Annotated in this window: 15 protein-coding genes; 5 read left to right on the top strand and 10 right to left on the bottom strand. The window is 34.1% G+C overall.

Annotated elements, in window-relative coordinates; translation table 11 throughout:
* The 6 genes from Q0787_RS00735 to Q0787_RS00710 all read right to left on the bottom strand — a co-directional run bounded on the left by Q0787_RS00735 (position 1) and on the right by Q0787_RS00710 (position 6,321).
* Complete coding sequence (locus Q0787_RS00735; RefSeq protein ID WP_298900274.1) at positions 1–1,614, bottom strand: glutamate synthase-related protein; 1,614 nt, start codon at positions 1,612–1,614, stop codon at positions 1–3.
* Positions 1,611–2,291: a Crp/Fnr family transcriptional regulator gene (locus tag Q0787_RS00730; protein ID WP_298900273.1), complete on the bottom strand. Its 681-nt coding sequence runs from the start codon at positions 2,289–2,291 to the stop codon at positions 1,611–1,613. The genes Q0787_RS00735 and Q0787_RS00730 overlap by 4 nt, the downstream gene beginning before the upstream one ends.
* 330 nt (positions 2,292–2,621) lie before the next feature.
* Complete coding sequence (locus tag Q0787_RS00725) at positions 2,622–3,236, bottom strand: deoxynucleoside kinase (protein WP_230937068.1); 615 nt, start codon at positions 3,234–3,236, stop codon at positions 2,622–2,624.
* Positions 3,237–3,238: 2 nt separating this feature from the next.
* Positions 3,239–4,021 (bottom strand): hypothetical protein, encoded by a 783-nt coding sequence (locus tag Q0787_RS00720; RefSeq protein WP_298900272.1) that lies wholly within the window; start codon positions 4,019–4,021, stop codon positions 3,239–3,241.
* An 88-nt stretch (positions 4,022–4,109) separates the two neighbouring features.
* Positions 4,110–4,787, bottom strand: a complete 678-nt coding sequence (locus tag Q0787_RS00715) for a response regulator transcription factor (protein WP_298900271.1) — start codon at positions 4,785–4,787, stop codon at positions 4,110–4,112.
* Positions 4,780–6,321, bottom strand: a complete 1,542-nt coding sequence (locus Q0787_RS00710) for a sensor histidine kinase KdpD (protein ID WP_298900270.1) — start codon at positions 6,319–6,321, stop codon at positions 4,780–4,782. The genes Q0787_RS00715 and Q0787_RS00710 overlap by 8 nt, the downstream gene beginning before the upstream one ends.
* A gap of 124 nt (positions 6,322–6,445) precedes the next feature.
* Between Q0787_RS00710 and Q0787_RS00705 the strand changes: the two genes are divergently transcribed.
* The 5 genes from Q0787_RS00705 (at position 6,446) to Q0787_RS00685 (ending at position 12,564) form a co-directional block, all read left to right on the top strand.
* Entirely contained in the window at positions 6,446–6,814 is a 369-nt protein-coding gene (locus Q0787_RS00705; RefSeq protein WP_298900269.1) for a hypothetical protein, read from the top strand.
* A 9-nt stretch (positions 6,815–6,823) separates the two neighbouring features.
* On the top strand, positions 6,824–7,672 hold the full coding sequence (locus Q0787_RS00700; RefSeq protein WP_298900268.1) for a GLPGLI family protein: 849 nt from the start codon (positions 6,824–6,826) through the stop codon (positions 7,670–7,672).
* A 168-nt stretch (positions 7,673–7,840) separates the two neighbouring features.
* Complete coding sequence (locus Q0787_RS00695) at positions 7,841–8,731, top strand: GLPGLI family protein (RefSeq protein ID WP_298900266.1); 891 nt, start codon at positions 7,841–7,843, stop codon at positions 8,729–8,731.
* 59 nt (positions 8,732–8,790) lie between these two features.
* Complete coding sequence (locus Q0787_RS00690) at positions 8,791–11,529, top strand: TonB-dependent receptor (protein WP_298900265.1); 2,739 nt, start codon at positions 8,791–8,793, stop codon at positions 11,527–11,529.
* Positions 11,530–11,742: 213 nt separating this feature from the next.
* Complete coding sequence (locus Q0787_RS00685; RefSeq protein WP_298900264.1) at positions 11,743–12,564, top strand: GLPGLI family protein; 822 nt, start codon at positions 11,743–11,745, stop codon at positions 12,562–12,564.
* 66 nt (positions 12,565–12,630) lie between these two features.
* Here the strand turns inward: Q0787_RS00685 and Q0787_RS00680 are convergent, their stop codons facing one another.
* The 4 genes from Q0787_RS00680 to metK all read right to left on the bottom strand — a co-directional run bounded on the left by Q0787_RS00680 (position 12,631) and on the right by metK (position 18,587).
* Positions 12,631–14,457, bottom strand: coding sequence for a hypothetical protein (locus Q0787_RS00680; protein WP_298900263.1), 1,827 nt, complete (start codon positions 14,455–14,457; stop codon positions 12,631–12,633).
* Positions 14,458–14,513: 56 nt separating this feature from the next.
* Complete coding sequence (locus Q0787_RS00675) at positions 14,514–16,352, bottom strand: carboxypeptidase-like regulatory domain-containing protein (RefSeq protein WP_298900262.1); 1,839 nt, start codon at positions 16,350–16,352, stop codon at positions 14,514–14,516.
* Positions 16,353–16,433: 81 nt separating this feature from the next.
* The gene (locus tag Q0787_RS00670; RefSeq protein ID WP_298900261.1) at positions 16,434–17,237 is read right to left on the bottom strand and encodes a hypothetical protein; all 804 of its coding nucleotides are present in this window, start codon (positions 17,235–17,237) and stop codon (positions 16,434–16,436) included.
* Between the two features lie 96 nt (positions 17,238–17,333).
* Entirely contained in the window at positions 17,334–18,587 is a 1,254-nt protein-coding gene (gene metK, locus Q0787_RS00665) for a methionine adenosyltransferase (protein WP_298900260.1), read from the bottom strand.
* Positions 18,588–18,744: the final 157 nt, after the last annotated feature.

Genomic DNA, 18,744 nt, shown 5'->3' with positions numbered 1-18,744 from the left:
TTAAAAGTTTACACCAGCGTAATTAATACCAGTAAGTTTATGCATGTCTAAATCGAATGTTGAAAGATCATTATGGTTAAATTTTGAAATATTATCATAACCACAAGACCTTGCCACAACTTTAATGAGGTTATTAGTGGCATCAAAATAATTATATAACTGCTTGGCAGAAGAATCAATAATAATTCTACTTCTCAATGATTCTTTTTGAGTGGCAATACCAACAGGGCAATTATTTGTTCCGCAGGCCCGCATACCTAAACATCCAATAGCTTGTAAAGCCGAATTAGAAACGGCAATGGCGTCGGCACCAAGCATCATTGCTTTTGCGAAATCTTCGGCAACTCTTAGACCTCCCGTAATTACCAATGTAATATCAGTAGCGCCTACTTTATCTAAGTACTTTCTAGCTCTTGCTAAGGCTGGAATTGTTGGAACATTAATATGGTCGCGCAATATGGTTGGTGCAGAACCGGTTCCGCCACCGCGACCATCAAGAATAATATAGTCTACACCAGCATCTAAGGCAAATTGAATGTCTTTTTCGATATGACTTGCTGCAATTTTAAATCCTATAGGGATTCCTCCTGTACGTTCTCTTACCTTATCTCCAAAGGCTTTAAAATCTTCTGCTGTACGAAAATTAGGGTTTGCGGCTGGAGAAATGGCCGTTTCTCCTTCCTGTAGTCCTCTAACGTTAGCGATTTCTTTACTTACTTTGCTTCCAGGTAAATGGCCACCAGTTCCTGTTTTAGCACCTTGACCACCTTTGAAATGGAAGGCTTGAACATGGTCTAACTTATCCCATGAGAACCCAAACTGAGCTGAAGCTAACTCATAAAAGTACTTAGAATTAGCTTGCTGTTCTTCAGGTAACATGCCACCCTCTCCAGAACAAATTCCAGTGCCAGCTAGTTCAGCACCTTTGCTTAATGCTATTTTCGCTTCACGCGATAAAGCTCCAAAACTCATATCGCTTACAAAAAGAGGTATATCTAATTCTAGAGGTTTTTTTGCGTTTGGACCAATAACAACTTTTGTGGAGACTTCTTCTTCATCTAATAGAGGAAGTGTTGCTAATTGTGCAGGTAAAAATTGAATGTCATTCCATTTAGGTAATGTATTTCTATCAACACCCATAGACGCCGAAAATCCATGATGACCAATATTTTTAAGTCCGTTTTTAGCTAATTCTTTTATATAACCAGTATATGGTTCGGTGTCTTCGGGATGTGTATCGGCATAGGCCCCTAGATACTCATTGCGATTAAAGGGTTGTGGATTATTTAATAAATACGCGTCTATTTCAAATTCGTCAACCATTAAGTTATCACCCTCAATTTTAGTCGAAAATTTATGGAGTACCTCTTTGTTGTTATATTCAGAAACGCCAGAATCTACTCTATAATCCCAACCATGAACACCACAAATCAAATTGTCCCCATCCACATGACCATCAGACATTAGCGCACCTCTGTGAAGACATCTTCCATAAAGTACAGAAATGTCGTCATCAAATTTAACAACAACTAAATCTAATCCATTGACAAGAGCATGTTCGGGTTGTTTGTTTTTTAAGTTACTTATTTGAGCAATTACAACTGGTTTTTTCATATGTGATAATTATTTTGATTGTTGTTAATAGAAATTGAGTTTATATCATAATTTATTAAACCATTTTTTCTCATTTGGCTTAATACATTACTAACAGTTTGTCTGGATGTATTTGTTAGGTTAGCTATATCTTTATGAGATAGGAGATTATTAGCAATGTGCTGGCCTTCGTCGTTTTTTTTTCCAAACTCTTCAATGTATTCTAAGATAAACTCTTTAATTCTTGTAGCGCTATCTTTATAGAGTAAATCACTTAGCCGTCTTTCTAATTTTTGAATGCGTAAACCATAAATTTTGAGAACACCATTTTTGAGTGATTTATGCTTTTCCATAAGGTTTTCCATTTGTTCAGATTCTATATAGCATATAATACAATCCTCTAAAGCGTAGGCTTCCTCTAACTTGGCAGCTTCTTTATCATAGAGCGCTAACTCTCCAAATATATGTCCGCGTTTTACAATGTATTTGACTGATTTAGTTACTGAATCTACAATTTTCACACTGCCCTTTTTTAAAAAGATAATACTGTCTTTGTGCTTTTCGGAATATTTAATGGGATCCCCTTTTTCAATATTATCCATTTCAAGAATCTCGCAAATCTTCATCATACTAACCATTCCAAGTTTTTTGAAAAGGTTAAAGCCTTCTAGAAACCAGTATTTAGTAAGTGCTTTCAAATTGATAAAGTTGGTTAGAAAGTAAATATAGCCAATTAGGTAGTTGTGGGCTTTTTAAATTTTTTCAATAGTTACTTTAGACGACACCTGGTTGCTTTTAAATATTAAAATTTGCAATGATATCTTGAGTACTAAGAAAACCCAATTGAGCTAATTATTTAATTTCATTTAATTGGTTGTTATGATTATGTAAGTTACAACCTTTGGACGAAAAAAAAGAGGACTAATTACAACAATGCCAATAAAGCACAGTTAATCTATAGCTTTAAAAGTATCGCTACTAATGATTGTAATAAAAATAACAGGAGGATAAACCTTGAGAGGAACCTTCTAAAATAATCCGTTAATTTGAGCGTCTATCTTATTAATGATACCGCCTAAATCTTCAGGGTTTGCAACAAAATCCAGATTATCAACGTCAATAATTAATAAGTTTCCTTTGTTATAACCATGTATCCAAGCTTCATAGCGTTCATTTAAGCGACTCAGGTAATCAATGCTGATTGAGTTTTCATAGTCTCGGCCTCTTTTATGAATTTGAGATACCAAGTTTGGAATTGTACTTCTTAGGTAGATGAGTAAATCTGGTCCTTCAACAAAACCTTCCATAAGATCAAAAAGTGAACGGTAATTTTCGAAATCACGATTAGTCATCAATCCCATGGCATGAAGGTTAGGTGCGAATATATGCGCGTCTTCATAAATGGTTCTATCCTGAATAATGTCTTTCCCGCTTTTGCGAATTTGAGCCACTTGACGAAATCTACTATTTAAAAAATAGACTTGTAGATTAAAACTCCAGCGTTCCATCTGGTTATAAAAATCGTCCAGGTAAGGATTGTCAACTACATCTTCTAATTGAGGTTCCCATTTATAGTGTTTGGCTAGTAATTTTGTAAGTGTGGTTTTACCAGCACCAATATTTCCTGCGACTGCAACGTGCATATCTATTTGATTTTTAGTTGGTATTTATGAAGTTTTTCAAGATCGTAAATATACAAGGTTTCATTGGTTAGTAAAAACTGATTTATTAACAATTTGGGTGTTTTTAGCGGAATTATGTCATGGCTCTTTTTTGATTTGTAGAATAGCGTGTTTTCTGTTTTAAGAATAATGTTTTCGTTATTAATAGCCAAGGCTGTATAACCTTTGTTTTCTGTTTTTGAAATTAGACTTCCGAAGTATGTATACTGATATAAGAAGTTATCGGTTAACATCCAGCAGTAATTATAATCACTTTTGAGATCTATAACATTAGATTGTACAGGTATCGTAGTTACTCTTACCTTGTCATTTTTATAATCATATAATTCTAACTGCTGAATATCTTGATTAAAAATCCAAAGCGTGTTATCATAACCTGTTGATACATGTGATACATTTTTATATGCTGGAATAGTATTAAAGTCGATTTTGAAAATTTCTGCTAAACGATTATCTAATATAACCACAGTATTAAAATCTTGATAAAACATATTAATCTTTAAAGGATTAAAAGCATTAACAGATGTAGGAATTCCCAATTGAACATTACTGTAATTTATAGCTGGCTTATCTTTTGGTTTTTTATGTAAAATTGTATTTGTAGTATAATATATGGTTTCAAAATTGTCTACTGCTACGACATTATTAGCTTTTAAATTTGTAGAATCTAGAGCAATAACTTCTATTTGAGTCTGTGCAATTGCAATAGATGTGAAAAGAAAGAAAAGATATTTCAAAAATGCCATGTCTTGTATATAGAAGTGAAAAATACAAAAATTGATCCATTATTTTGAACCTTTCGATATTTAAACGAAGAAACAAGCTATCTATTTTCTAGCAAACAAGTTTATAGCCAAATCCTCTAATATTAATAATTTGAATATGCTCGTCTTTTTGGAGTTTTTTACGAAGTTTAGTGATAAATACATCCATACTTCGAGCAGAAAAGAAATCATCATTTCCCCAAAGTTTATTGAGTATAATTGACCGATCTAAAACTTGATTTTTATTTTTTATTAAATGAAATAAGAGATGGGATTCACGATGTGTTAACTGTTCAGAATCGTTGCCATAGTACAATTGTTGTTTAGGAAAATCAAAGGTGTAAGCTCCAATCGTGAGGACTTCTGACGTTTTTTGAATTTTAGACCTATTGAGTAAATTGTTAATTCTCACAATAAGCTCTTCCATACTAAATGGTTTTTTGAGATAATCGTTTCCACCAATAGTAAATCCTTCAACGACGTCCTGCGTTTGTGACTTGGCTGTTAAAAATATAATAGGAATCGTGTCATCAATAGCTCTAACCTCCTTAGCTAAAGTAAAACCATCCTTTTTTGGCATCATAACATCTAAAACTAATAATTCGGGTGTGTTGTTTTGGTAGGTTTTTAAGGCCTTTTCACCATCATTACATAGCAAGACATTGAAGTCTCGTGTTTCTAGGCTTTCTTTGATAATTTGTCCCAGAGCAGGTTCGTCTTCGGCCAGTAAAATTGTTGTCTTAAGCATGAGGTAGTATTATTTTAAAAGTGGTTAGCTTATTGTTGAGATCGAGAGTAATTGTCCCTTGATGTTTTTCAATAATTTTTTTAGAATAATATAGTCCAATTCCAAAGCCTTTTACGTCGTGAGTATTTCCCTTCGGAACACGATAAAACTTTTCGAAAATTCTATCCTTGTTCACTTTTAACAATGATTGTCCATTATCAGCGATAGAAATGTCAATGTTAGATGCGGTCTTTTTTAGATCTACAAAAATGTTATCACCACCATATTTAAAGGCATTATCAATGACATTATTTATAGCGTTTTCAAAATGAAAGATATCTACGTTAGCTGTTATATTTGGGGAGATATTAGTAGTGATTAATTTACTCGAGTTTTGCATTTTATGTTTTTCTAGAATCACCTCCAATACTTCGGAAATATTATAATTGTCCTTATCGAGTTCTAGATTTTCACTGTCTAAAGTTGCGGTCTCGAGTAGTTTTTCAACCATCGTGTTTAACTTAGATAATTGCGTGCTAGACATATCTAAATAGGTCTTAGTTTTATCTTTGTTATCAATTACATTAAAGTTTTGAATGCTCTCTAAAGCTACTCCAATTGTAGCAATAGGTGTTTTAAATTCGTGAGTGATGTTACTAATAAGGTCATTCTTTACTTCGGCCAATTGCTTTTGATGTTTAATTATTTTCAGTAGATAAAATAAACAGCTTATAACTGCTAACACTAAAAGAGATGAAATTATTATGCCTGAAATAATACGTTTTAAAACTGCCCAGGTTGTATTTTCATATTGAATAGAGAGTACACTATCTAGAGGTAAAAAAGTAGATTTAGATACAGAACTTAAAAAGACTTTGTTATGAGATTCATCCAGATGACTTTTTGAACGCTCAATCCAGCATGTGTCTAACGTGCTTTTAAAATGCTCCTTATAATCGAGGGTGTAGTTTATATCAATATTCTTTCGAATTAAATCTACTTTTAGGAGGCTATCTACCTCTTTTAAATCTAAAGAATCATTGTTAATAGAGATGACAATTTTTGATGTTAACATCTCAATGTTAGACACATCAATTTTAAAGCTGTCGGGATTTTTGTTTAAGGATTCAATACGTCGTTTAAAAGCTTTTTCAGATAATGGTTGATTGTCCCTTTTATCCTTTTTCATCATAGAGTCTACTTTGAGACCTCTTACGATGGTAAATCCTTCAATTGGGTTAAGCTCTAATGAATCTAAGTTTGTAAACTCTTTATTAGTTTCATCAATCTGTTCTAGCAATTTTTCTAGCTCGCTATTTTCTCCAAACGCATTTTTTTGATGCTCACCCTCCAATGAAATCCCTAAAGTGGTTCTGGTCGCTAAAGCAGTATAATAGTCATCAACAGCCTTATCTAAACTTACCTGAACATCGTTTATAAGTTGTTGTTTGTTCGTTAAGTAATTTTTGTAGTTCCAATAGGTTTGAATACCAATGGTAGCAATAATAACAATAACGATAACATATAGAATATATCTGTATTTCGAATCATTCATAGGTCAAAAGTAAATGTTAAAATGGTTAAAAACTAATCGGTTAACACTCGTTAACACTGGTTAACTCAAAAACACAAAAAGGCCAGTTACATTTGTGTCATATTAATCATTAAACATAAAACACATGAAAAACCTATTAACCATTTTAGTGCTTTTAGTTACAGCATTTAGTTTTAGTCAATCAAATGGTATAAACGGAAAAGTAACATCTAATGACATTAAGGTAACAGATTTGAGTATTTCGGTAACTGTTGATTCGGCCGAAGAAGTTAAATCTACTTTTAAGATAGAGGATGTAAAAGAACTTTTAGCAGAAGTTGGAAGCGATGAAAATATTACATTCGAAATTACATGTAATGGAAAAGCGATGTCCAACGGAAAAAAGAGTAAGTTCTCCTATAAAGTTAATGGCAGTAATAAAGACATTGACGGTTTTTTAACTAATGTAAAAAAAATGAGGAAAGCTGCAATTGAATATTATAACAAAAAATAAATAAAACCAATGAAAGTTATTATTAAAGTAATTATTGTATCGGCACTTTTGCTTGTTTCAAAAGTTAACGCTCAAGAATTTAAAGGTGAGGCTACTTATAAGTCTAAACGTAAAATAGATATTAAATTAGATAGTACCCAAGTAGATTCTGGTATGCAAGAACGAATGATGGAAATGTTAAAAAAGCAATTCGAAAGAACCTATATTTTATCATTTAATAAAGAAGAATCACTATACAAGGAAGAAGAAACATTAGGAGCTCCACAGCCACAAGGAATGCAAGTCGTTATGATTGGTTCTGGCGGATCTGACGTCCTTTATAAGAACATTAAAGAAAAACGCTTTACTAACCAAAATGAATCTTTTAGTAAGCTCTTCTTAATCAAGGATTCTATACAAAATCATAAATGGACCTTGGGATCTGAGACTAAAAATATTGGAGAGTATACATGTTTTAAGGCTACAATGACCAGAGAGATTGAGGACATTGAAAGCGGTATAAGTTTTAATGGAGATAAGGATTTGAGCAGAGATGAAAATGCACCTCCAAAAATGAAAGAAATCACAATTACCGCTTGGTATACACCTCAAATTCCTGTGAGTGTAGGGCCTGGTAATTATCATGGTTTACCTGGATTAATTCTTGAAGTTAATGATGGCACAGAAACCGTAATCTGTAGTAAAATTGTTCTGAACCCAAAGAAAGCATCTGATATTGTGGAACCTAAAAAAGGAAAAGAGGTAACGCAAGAGGCTTATGATAAAATCATGGAGAAGAAAATGAAGGAAATGGAAGAGCGTTTTAGATCTAATGGAAGAGGTGATGGTGAAAACATTGAGATAAGAATTGGAGGTTAAGACCATACTTTAAGAAAATTTTAACCTTTAGGGATTTAACATTTGGTGTTTTTTTGAGTCTTAGTACTTTAATTAAAGTATTTTTGAACGTTAATGTTATCGTAAAAAATAGCATTTTGTTTAATGCTTGTTTAAATTTGATGAACAAGACTAATTTATTACTCAATTATGAAAACACTAGTATCACGACTTAGCGTTGTAGCAGTATTATTATTTTTATCGCTTAATGTAAACGCGCAAGATTTTCAAGGACAAGCTATTTATCAAACAAAAACCACTCTAGATATGAGTAGTTGGGGTGGAGGACAAATGAGCGATCAGCAAAAAAAGATGATAGCCGAGCGTATGAAAAGTATGCTAGAGAAAACTTATGTGTTAAATTTTAATCGTAGTGAGTCTACATACAAAGAGGAAGAAAAACTTGAAGCGCCAGGATCTGGAGGAAGTCGATGGGGAGGTATGATGAGTAGCTTTACTGGAGGACCGCAATACAAGAACATAAAAGAAAATGTGATTCTTCAAGAGCAAGAATTTTTTGGCAAAGCGTTTTTGGTTAAAGATTCTCTTCCAGCGTTAGAATGGAAACTGGGTAGTGAAACCAAACAAATAGGGCAGTATACATGTTTTAAGGCCACAACTACTAAAAAGGTAGATGAGATGGATTTTATGAGCATGCGTCGAAAAAAGCCTAAGAAAGACGAAGAAAAGAAGGAAGGTGAGGAAACTGCAGATACAACTGCATCAAAATCTGATGATCCTTTTGATGAAGTTGAGGTGCCAAAGTTTGTCATAGTAACGGCATGGTATACACCTCAAATTCCTGTGAGTGCTGGGCCTGCAGATTATCATGGTTTACCAGGTTTAATTCTTGAAGTTCAATCTGATAGAACTGTGATGCTATGTACAAAAATAGTTATGAACCCTCAAGAGAAAGAAGCCATTGATAAACCTGAAAAAGGTGATATTGTAACTCGAGAAGAGTACAATAAAATTATGAAAGACAAAATTCAAGAAATGCGAGAGATGTATGGTGGTAGGAATAGAGGTCGTAGAAATTAAAAAATAATCAAAGTTTCTGTTTTCAGTAGAAAACAAATAAAGAAACAAAATCCAATCAAATGAGAAACATAATTATACTAGCGTTACTGTTAGTAACTGGCATATCTAGTGCCCAAATTTCAGTAAGAGGAGTTGTTAAAGATAGTTTAGGAGCGCCTTTAGAGCTTGCCAATGTAATTGCAATTAATAAAGAAACTAAGGCCATGGCGTCTTATGCAATTACAAACGACAAAGGTCAATTTAAACTCGATTTAGAGAAAAATAAAACCTATAGTATCCAAGTGAGTTACATTGGTATGAAAACGCTTTCAGAAGAACTATCTACCAAAGAAGTTAGTATCACCAAAGATTATAAGTTAATGCCAGATAATGCACTTGCAGCTGTGGAATTAACCTATGAAATGCCAGTAACAATAAAAGGAGATACATTAGTTTATAATGCCGATTCCTTTAAAGATGGTACCGAACGGAAACTCGAAGATGTACTTAAAAAACTCCCAGGTGTTGAAATTAACGATGACGGACAAATAGAAGTTGAGGGTAAAGTTGTTTCTAAGGTTATGGTTGATGGTAAAGATTTTTTTGATGGTGATTCTAAATTAGCCACAAAAAATATTCCTTCAAATGCCGTTGATAAAGTTCAAGTTCTAAAAAATTATTCTAATGTTGGGCAGCTAAGTGGTGTGACTAATAACCAGGATAATATCGCCATTAATATTAAACTAAAAGAAGGTAAAAAGAACTTCTGGTTTGGTGATGTTACAGCTGGAGGTGGTGTTTCAGATGACGAAGGCTTGTATTTGGTGCAACCAAAACTATTTTATTATAGTCCAAAGTACAGCGTCAACCTCATTGGAGATTTAAATAATATTGGCGAAGTAGCTTTTACTAGACGAGATTTCTTTAATTTCTCTGGAGGCTTCAATCGTCCAAGTCAGCAAAGTGGTACGAACCTTAATTTAGGAAATAATAACTTAGGTTTCTTAACGCTTCAAAATAATCAAGCCCAAAGTATTGAGACAAAATTTGGCGCAGCTAATTTTAGTTATTCGCCAAAGAAAACTTTAGATATTGGTGGTTTTGCCATTTTTACAAGCTCTAGAATAGATCTTCAAGAAAACCGTTCTGTGAAATATACCGATTCAGATTTAGGAATTCCTGATGAAGACACCGAAAGTAAAACAGAACAAAAAAGTGATTTGGCATTGTTTAAACTTAATGCCAAGTACAAGCCTAATGCAAATAATCAACTAGATTATGCCATTTTAGGAAGAACATCAAAAGAATCTCAGGATCAAAATTTCTCGTCGTCTGTAGTAGGTAATACCTTGCAATTTGAAGAAAATAGCCCTTACAGCGTTAACCAAACTTTAAATTACTATTACACCTTAAACGACAGCAATATTTTTGCACTAGAAGCACAACATTTAATACAAGATGAAGACCCATTTTATAATGCATTGTTAGAAAATGATCCAACAAACAATGACGCCGATCCACAAGATAGAGACCCTTTTGATACTACAGCACAAGGCTTAGGGTTTGATCAAACATTGAACAACTATAATATAGCACAAGACAAACGTATCAAGTCAAATCAATTAGATGCTAAGTTAGATTACTGGAATGTATTAAATAACAAGAGTAATATTAATTTCACTCTTGGAACCATTTTAAGTCGTCAAGATTTTGATAGTAATATCTTTCAGTTTTTAGATGATAATTCGGTTTTCGATTCGTCTCCAATCTTTAATGATGGTCTCGATACAAACGATATTAAATACAACTTTAGTGATTTGTATTTAGGTGTTCACTACAGACTTAAAAGTGGTAAGTTTACATTTACTCCCGGGTTTTCAACGCATGCTTATAGTGCAAAAAACACCCAGTTTGGAACCGAGTTTAAAGATAATTTCTTTAGAGTATTGCCAGACTTAAACGTGCGTTTAGAATTGAAAAAAAGCGAGAATTTAAACTTAAGTTATCGCATGAATACAGAGTTTACAGATGTGACACAATTGGCAAGAGGATTAGTAATGAACAATTATGATTCTTACTTTACAGGAAATCAAACCCTAAAAAATGGAACATCGCATAACGTAAACCTATCCTATTTCAGCTTTAACATGTTTAACTATACCAATGTATTTGCAAACATGAGTTATAGCAAACGAATAGATCAAATAAGAACACTATCTAATTTCGAAAGTATTATTAGAACAAGTTCGCCTTTTAATTCAGGATTTGCAGATGAGACCTTTAATGCTTTTGGGCGTTTTCAAAGAAACTTCCGAAAAATTAGAGCTACATTAAATGCCAGCTTTACATACTCTAAGTTTAACCAATTTATTCAGGATAGACGTTCTGTAAATGAAAGTTACAATCAAAATTATCGTGCACAATTGCGTACCAATTTTAGAGAGGCTCCAAATGTAGAGGTGTCTTATCGTTACGGAATTAATAACAATAAGCAAGGTGGTACAAATACAACGTTTTTCACGCATGCGCCAACTATTGAGTTTGATGCTTATATCTGGAAAGCAGTGACCTTTAGAACCGATTTCACTTACAACGAAACACGTGATAAAGAGCGTATGCTTAATAACAACGAACTATGGAACGCCTCATTAGCTTACCGAAAAGATAAAGACGCAAAATTTGAATACGAACTCAAGGCTACCAACTTATTGAACACACAATCACGATTTAATAACAGTCAAGGTAATTTCTCTGTAAGTACAACCGAGTATTTTATTCAACCGCGATTCTTAACGTTTAGAGTTATCTATTCGCTATAAACATTAGGGCGTTACTTTTGTTAAGACAAAAGTCAGGCTTTCGGCAGTCGCTCTCTGCGAGGAGCTCCAACAAAGCCTCAATCCTTAACGCATAAAAAAGCCTTCTCATTTGAGAAGGCTTTTTTTGTGGTTTGTTAAATTCTAATAATATCATATAAGTTGTTTAGCTTTTTCGTAAATTTGTTAAACAATTTATAGACTAATTCAAACATTATGAAAACACTAACCACAAAATTCTCTATTCTGGTATTTAGTTTGCTTGTGACATTAAACTTAAGTGCTCAGGATTTTCAAGGTCAAGCCACTTATATCACAAAATCTACAATGGATTTGGGTCGTTTTGGAGACCGATTAAGTGAAGCTCAAAAAAAGCAAGTTAAAGACCGATTAAAAAACCGGCTAGAAAAGACCTATACACTTACATTCAATAAAGAGGAATCTACATTTAACGAAAATGATAAATTGGATGCGATTTCTGGTGCCACCGATTCTTGGGGTAAAAATTTCACACCAGGAGAGCAATACAAAAATGTGAAAACCAATACCCAAATTCAGGATCAAGAATTTTATGGCAAACGTTTTCTGGTTAAAGACAAATTGCAACCCATCATCTGGAAAATGGAGTCAGAAACAAAACAAATAGGGACATACACATGCTTTAGGGCTACGGCTTCTATACCTTCAGACGAACTCACATGGTATAATTTCTCATGGGATAAATTACGACCTAATTCTGATGCCAACAGTGATGAGAAACAAGAAGTCGCAATGACAGAGGTAGAGGCGTGGTATTCACCACAAATACCTGTTGGTCATGGTCCTTCAGAATATTGGGGCTTACCAGGACTTATTCTAGAGGTAAGCGCAGGAAGTACAACAATATTATGTTCTAAAATCATTATAAACCCCGAAGAGAAAGAAAAGATAGAGGCGCCAAATAAAGGCAAAGAGGTGACCAAGCAAGAATATCAAGACATCATTGTTGCAAAAATGAAAGAGTTTAGAGAAAATCGTGTTGGACGCCAACGTGGATAGTTATGATTGAAAATTAAAAAAAGCCTTCTCATTTGAGAAGGCTTTTTTTAATTTTTTACCTTTTGTTTATTCATCTCTTAAGATGTGCACAACACCTGTGAAGGTATGTGAGTTTCCTTCGAAATCTTCATAAGTACCATCAAAGTTAATATCTATATATTCACCTACCTCACCAAAACTAGTAATGTTACAAACAAGCGTATTTGGTCCATCATCTATAAAAATTGGACCTTCTACACCAAAACCAATGTCATTGCCAAATCCATTATGGTTATAAGCGCCTGTATATGGCGGATTATCATTTAGCCTAAATTGAAAGAAAAAAGAATTCTGATTTTCATTACTAGAATCATAGCCTTGTATTGATAATCTAGGTATTGAAGGAGTGGGCGGACTAAAATATAGTCCCGCAAATAAGTTTGTAACAATCATTACGCTCTCGTCTTGATCTATTTGATAGGTGATAAACTCGTCAATCGTGTTACACGCTGTTAACGTACCAATATTAGTTATCGGACTAGTGTATGTATATGCAATAGAGTCTGTTTCTTGTAGATTAACATAATCAAAGGCTTGAAGATAAAACGTATCCTCATCGTCACAACGCAAGAAGTTGATTTCAAAGTCACCATTACTCACATATTCTGATGTTTGGTAACTAGCTGAATTTAGAAATACATAACCATCTGTTACAGGGTTACCCGAACATGTATTGAAAACACCAGTGACAGTTTCAAGTTGTATATTGGGGCTTTCTGTAATTTCGATTCCAATTGAAGAGTCTTCTAAAAAAGGCCCAATATTAGCAGTATAAATGCTCTCCGAACTGCAAGTCCCTAAACCTTGTATATAGACGTTCACTTCTAATAGTTCTCCGCTAGGCACCAAACCGCATACTTCTCCACTTCCATTAGTATACCCACTACGAGTGCCATAAACAGAACTCGTAATATCAACACGTAAATTGGCTAAGTCATCATTGGTTGAGTTTGTAACGGTAACACATAAATTTACAGCTTCGGCAGGAATGTCACAGTTCCAAAATGAGAAATGCGATACGGTTCCAACATACATGTTACCAACTAAAGTGGCCTGACCTTCTTCTATCCAATACCCATTTGCTTCGTCAAAATACCACAGCGGAATTGTATTTGGCGCATTAGTTACCAAACTAGGATCTAATGGTACTTTTATTTCTGCTGTTGATCCCTCTGCAAGGTTAAGGTCTTCCCCATTCTCACCACGTAATTCTACCGCCAACATTCCAAAGGTTTGAAGCATACGCTCCTCATTTTGGGAATTAGCAGCATAGAGCATACCTGGCATTTGATCTTCCATGTCTTCGTCTGTAGGATCTAAAAGATGCATAATCACATTAACATTACCATCGTAGGCAGTGCCATCAGGTTTTATATAATCACCTTCCAAACCAACCGAAGCACCATTTGGTAAACTAATCGTTTCTTGAGTGCCACTTGCTGTTGTTCCTACAACAGTTTCAGGCAACATCATGATACGTACTTTGTTGGTACCTACACTAGGCACAACGGCTCTAGAAGCATGGATATAACCAGCTTTTTCAGCTTTTACATAACCAAAACGTTGATTAACAGTGGCGTCATTAATTATAAAAATACCATTGCTATCAGTCATGGCTGTTGAGGAGCCAATACTGATCATTACATTTTCTAACGGATTGCCATTGATGTCAATGACAGTTCCAAAAAAGTCTCTTGAGATTTCATTTCCAAAGTTTTCGGAAAATGTGGTAGGGTCTGGACCTTGATTTTGTGGATTTGAAGCCCTGTTGTCATCATCTGTACAAGACAAACATAAAAACAGAGATAGTAAAACAAACATTAAAGGTTTACGGGGCATTTGTAATAATTTCATAGAGTTAAGTTTTGTTGTTATTATAATAACAGTTAATATGATTAAATTCCTAGTGACTAATTGCCTAGATCCCTAAGAACATGGATTGATCCTTCCATAGTGTGTGGTTGACCATTAAAATCGAAATAGTCTAATTCGAAAGTGATATCTATGTATTCACCAACTTCTCCTATACTATTTATATTGAATAATGCTGTGTTATCGAGAGTCATAGCATGACCGCAGTCATTGCCATTAAATGTGATACCCATGTTGTCATTAGGGTCTTGAAAATACCAATAATCATAAGAGCCTACTAATGTGTTAAAATCTTGTGTTAAGATGCCAATTAACCTGAAACAATCTTCTTCAGGGAAATTTCCAAAAGTAGTTTCAATTTGAATTAAATAGGTTTCAATTGGAAAACTTTGATCGTCTAAATTATATTCGAGTTCTGCTACAGAAATTTCAGTAAACAAGAAATTTTGGGTACTGTCAATGGTATACTCTATATATTCGTCAATGTCGCTACAAGTAGAAATTGTACCAATATTTGTTTCCGGAGATGTAAAAGCAACATTAGTTTGACTAGCACTTTGTAGTGTATTTGTATCATAAGCCTCAATTGAAAAATCACTGTCATCAGCACATCGCAATACAGTAGTTTGTAGCATGCCGTTGTTTATGTTTTCAAAAGATGAAAATTCACCAGTATTAATTAGAGCATATCCATTAATAATTGGGTTTTGATCGCAATCCACAAAATTTCCTACTATTGTTTCTGAAATTAAATCAGTACCATCTAGTACAATAGTAATAACTTGTTCTTCTGTTATTGGACCAATAGTATCTTCGTAAGCAATAGTACAAGAACCATTTCCATTTATCGTTAGCTCTAAAGACTCATTTAGAGGCATATAACCACAAACTTGTCCTAGTTCATTTGTAATTCCTGAAGTCGTCTGATTTAAGTTAGAACTGTGAAGAATAATCTCTTGATTTGGAATAGTATTACCAATGTCATTGACTAATTTAATGCATACAATTTCAGCTTCTCTAGGAATATCATAATTCCAAAATGAGAAATGAGATACCATTCCAATATATTGATTGCCAACTAATGTTGCTTCACCTTCTTCAACCCAATACCCATTAACTTCATCAAAATACCACAATGGAATTGTATTAGGAGCATTAAGTATTAAACTTTCATCTAGAGGGATTTTTATCTCTGCCGAAGATCCTTCTGCTAGGTTAAGGTCTTGCCCATTTTCACCACGTAATTCTACGGCAAGCATCCCAAAAGTTTGTAGCATGCGTTCCTCATTTTGGGCATTGGCAGCATACAACATCCCTGGCATTTGATCTTCCATGTCTTCGTCTGTTGGGTCTAAAAGATGCATAATCACATTAACATTACCATCGTATGCGGTTCCATCAGCTTTTATATAATCACCTTCCAAACCAACCGAAGCCCCATTTGGTAAACTAATCGCTTCTTGAGTACCACTTGCCGTTGTTCCTACTACAGTTTCAGGCAACATCATGATATGTACTTTGTTGGTGCCTTCACTGGGAACAACAGCTCTTGAGGCATGAATGTAACCTGTTTTTTCTGCTTTGATATACCCAAAACGTTGATTGACCGTAGCACTGTTAATAATAAAAACACCGTTATTATCGGTTGTTGCTGTAGAATTTCCAATGGTAATCATAACATTTGAAATGGGAATGTTATTAATATCAACCACTGTCCCTAAAAAGTTTCTTGATATCTCGTCGCCAAAGTTTTCTGAAAATGCTGTTGAATTTGGGTTCTGGCTTTGTAAGGTACCTGAACTATCACTATCGTCCAATTCGCAAGAGGTTAAAAACAGAGCGATTAGTGTTGTAAAACATACCTTTAAAATTTTCATAGTAGATTGATTGTTATTTCTACTAAGATGAAGAATATAAAAAAAGGTTGCGTGATGTGTTACAATAAATTTTAACTGAGTCTATTGATTTTGTCTTTTGGTCATGTTAAATGTTCCTTGCCCAGGAGAAAAGAATATTGGAATAAAACCTTTCCAGAAGAATAGCTTCTTCTTAAATTTCCAAGTACCTGTAATGGTTTGTTTACTTCTCGAAAATTCACCTGTATAAAAAAGAGTTGGATGTTTTTTACTTTGATCTAAATGGTGATTACCAGCCGTATCAAAGCTTGCCTTTATGGGCATGTTTTTTGTAAAACGAATAATGTCCTCTCGGTAGGTTCCTTTTACGATTCCTGTTCCAGGAGTGCCCCCAGTTGCTAGGTCATCTTCAACAGTTCCGGAGAACTTGTTATTTTTTACCGTATCTATTGTTAGTGTGAAATTGACATTCATCATAGTCTCATCTTTGTATGTGTCTGGAATGCCATATTGATATTGCCCCAGCCAAGTGCCTTGGAGATCGATGTTGCCCTCTTCTGTCATAGGGTTTAAAATGGAAGCATTTAAAGCAAATGGGCTGCTAGAAATTGTAATTACGTTTTCTCCATATGCTAAATCTTCGAGTTGCTTTAAAATAACTTGGTCTAATTCTTTTGGAGCTTGATTTTTTGGGTATTCATTGGCAACACTTAAAATATACTCTTCTACGGTTTGTTGACCTAGCGCATCTAAGAACACTTTTTGAGGCCATGGATCCATAGTGATAACACGTGGTCGTTCATTATCAAAAACATGAATCATATCATTATTTAACCAATCCCATTTAGAATTTCGGTAAAAATAACTGTCTTTGATTTCTGAGGATTCTAGTGCTTCGAAGGTCATTACAACTAAATATTAGATTTGAGAAGATACAAACTCTCAATAAAATAAAAAACCTCTAAATCATGATTTAGAGGTTTTTTTATAAATTTAATTAGATTATAATCCAAAAGCACTTTTAATCTTATCTACATAATCTAATTTCTCCCAAGTAAACAATTCGACGTCCATCGTAATTGGGTCTCCATTAGGTTGATTAAACGTTTTGCTAACCGTTTCGGTATCACGACCCATATGTCCGTAAGCTGCTGTTTCGCTATACATAGGTTGACGTAATTTTAAGCGTTCTTCAATGGCTGCTGGCCTCATATCAAAAACAGTTGCGATTTTTTCGGCAATTTCTCCATCAGTGAGGTTAAAAGGACAAGTACCATATGTGTCTACAAAAATTGAAGTTGGTTCAACAACACCAATGGCATAACTTACTTGAACTAGAATTTCATTACAAATTCCTGCTGCGACCATGTTTTTTGCAATATGTCTTGTTGCATATGCAGCACTTCGATCAACTTTACTCGGATCTTTCCCCGAGAATGCACCACCACCATGAGCGCCTTTTCCTCCATAAGTGTCTACAATAATCTTACGTCCAGTTAATCCAGTATCTCCATGAGGGCCACCAATTACAAACTTCCCAGTTGGGTTGATGTGGTAGGTAATATCATCATTAAACAACACTTTAATATGTTCAGGTAATTTTGCAACAACTCTAGGAATTAGAATGTCAACAATATCTTTTCTAATCTTAGCAAGCATTTCTTCGTCATTACCAAAATCGTCATGCTGTGTAGATACTACAATAGCATCAATACGTTGAGGAACATTATCATCGCTATATTCAATAGTTACCTGACTTTTAGAATCTGGTCTTAAATATGTGATGTCTTTGTTTTCACGTCTTAAATCTGCCAATTCTTTTAAAATTCGATGCGATAAATCTAAGGCTAGAGGCATGAAGTTTTCGGTTTCACGAGTGGCATATCCAAACATCATTCCTTGGTCTCCAGCACCTTGCTCTTCCTTGCTCGATCTGTCTACACCACGATTAATATCTTCTGATTGCTCATGAATAGCCGAAAATACGCCACATGAATTTCCATCAAACATATACTCACTTTTTGTATACCCAATTTTATTGATAGTATCTCTTGCAATTTTTTGTACATCCAAATATGTATTGGATTTAACTTCACCAGCAAGAACAACCTGTCCAGTTGTTACCAACGTTTCACATGCCACTTTTGATTCTTTGTCAAAAGCTAAAAAATTATCTATTAAAGCATCACTTATTTGATCTGCTACTTTATCTGGATGTCCTTCAGAGACGCTTTCCGAAGTAAATAAATATCCCATAAATCCCTTTTAAATTTTAATTATTTCTGAAAAATTAATTGAGATTGCTTAGTCGCTAGAGAAGTTGTAAACTAACTGCTTTAGCATTTTTTAATGAGGTTGCAATCAGAACAAATTTTTCCTCTTAAATTGTTATTTGGCAAAAGTAAAAAAATAA

This window comes from uncultured Psychroserpens sp., from assembly GCF_947492715.1.
Lineage (GTDB): Bacteria > Bacteroidota > Bacteroidia > Flavobacteriales > Flavobacteriaceae > Psychroserpens.
The sequence above is the reverse complement of the archived record's forward strand: the minus strand, read 5'-3'. Positions and strand labels throughout refer to the sequence as shown.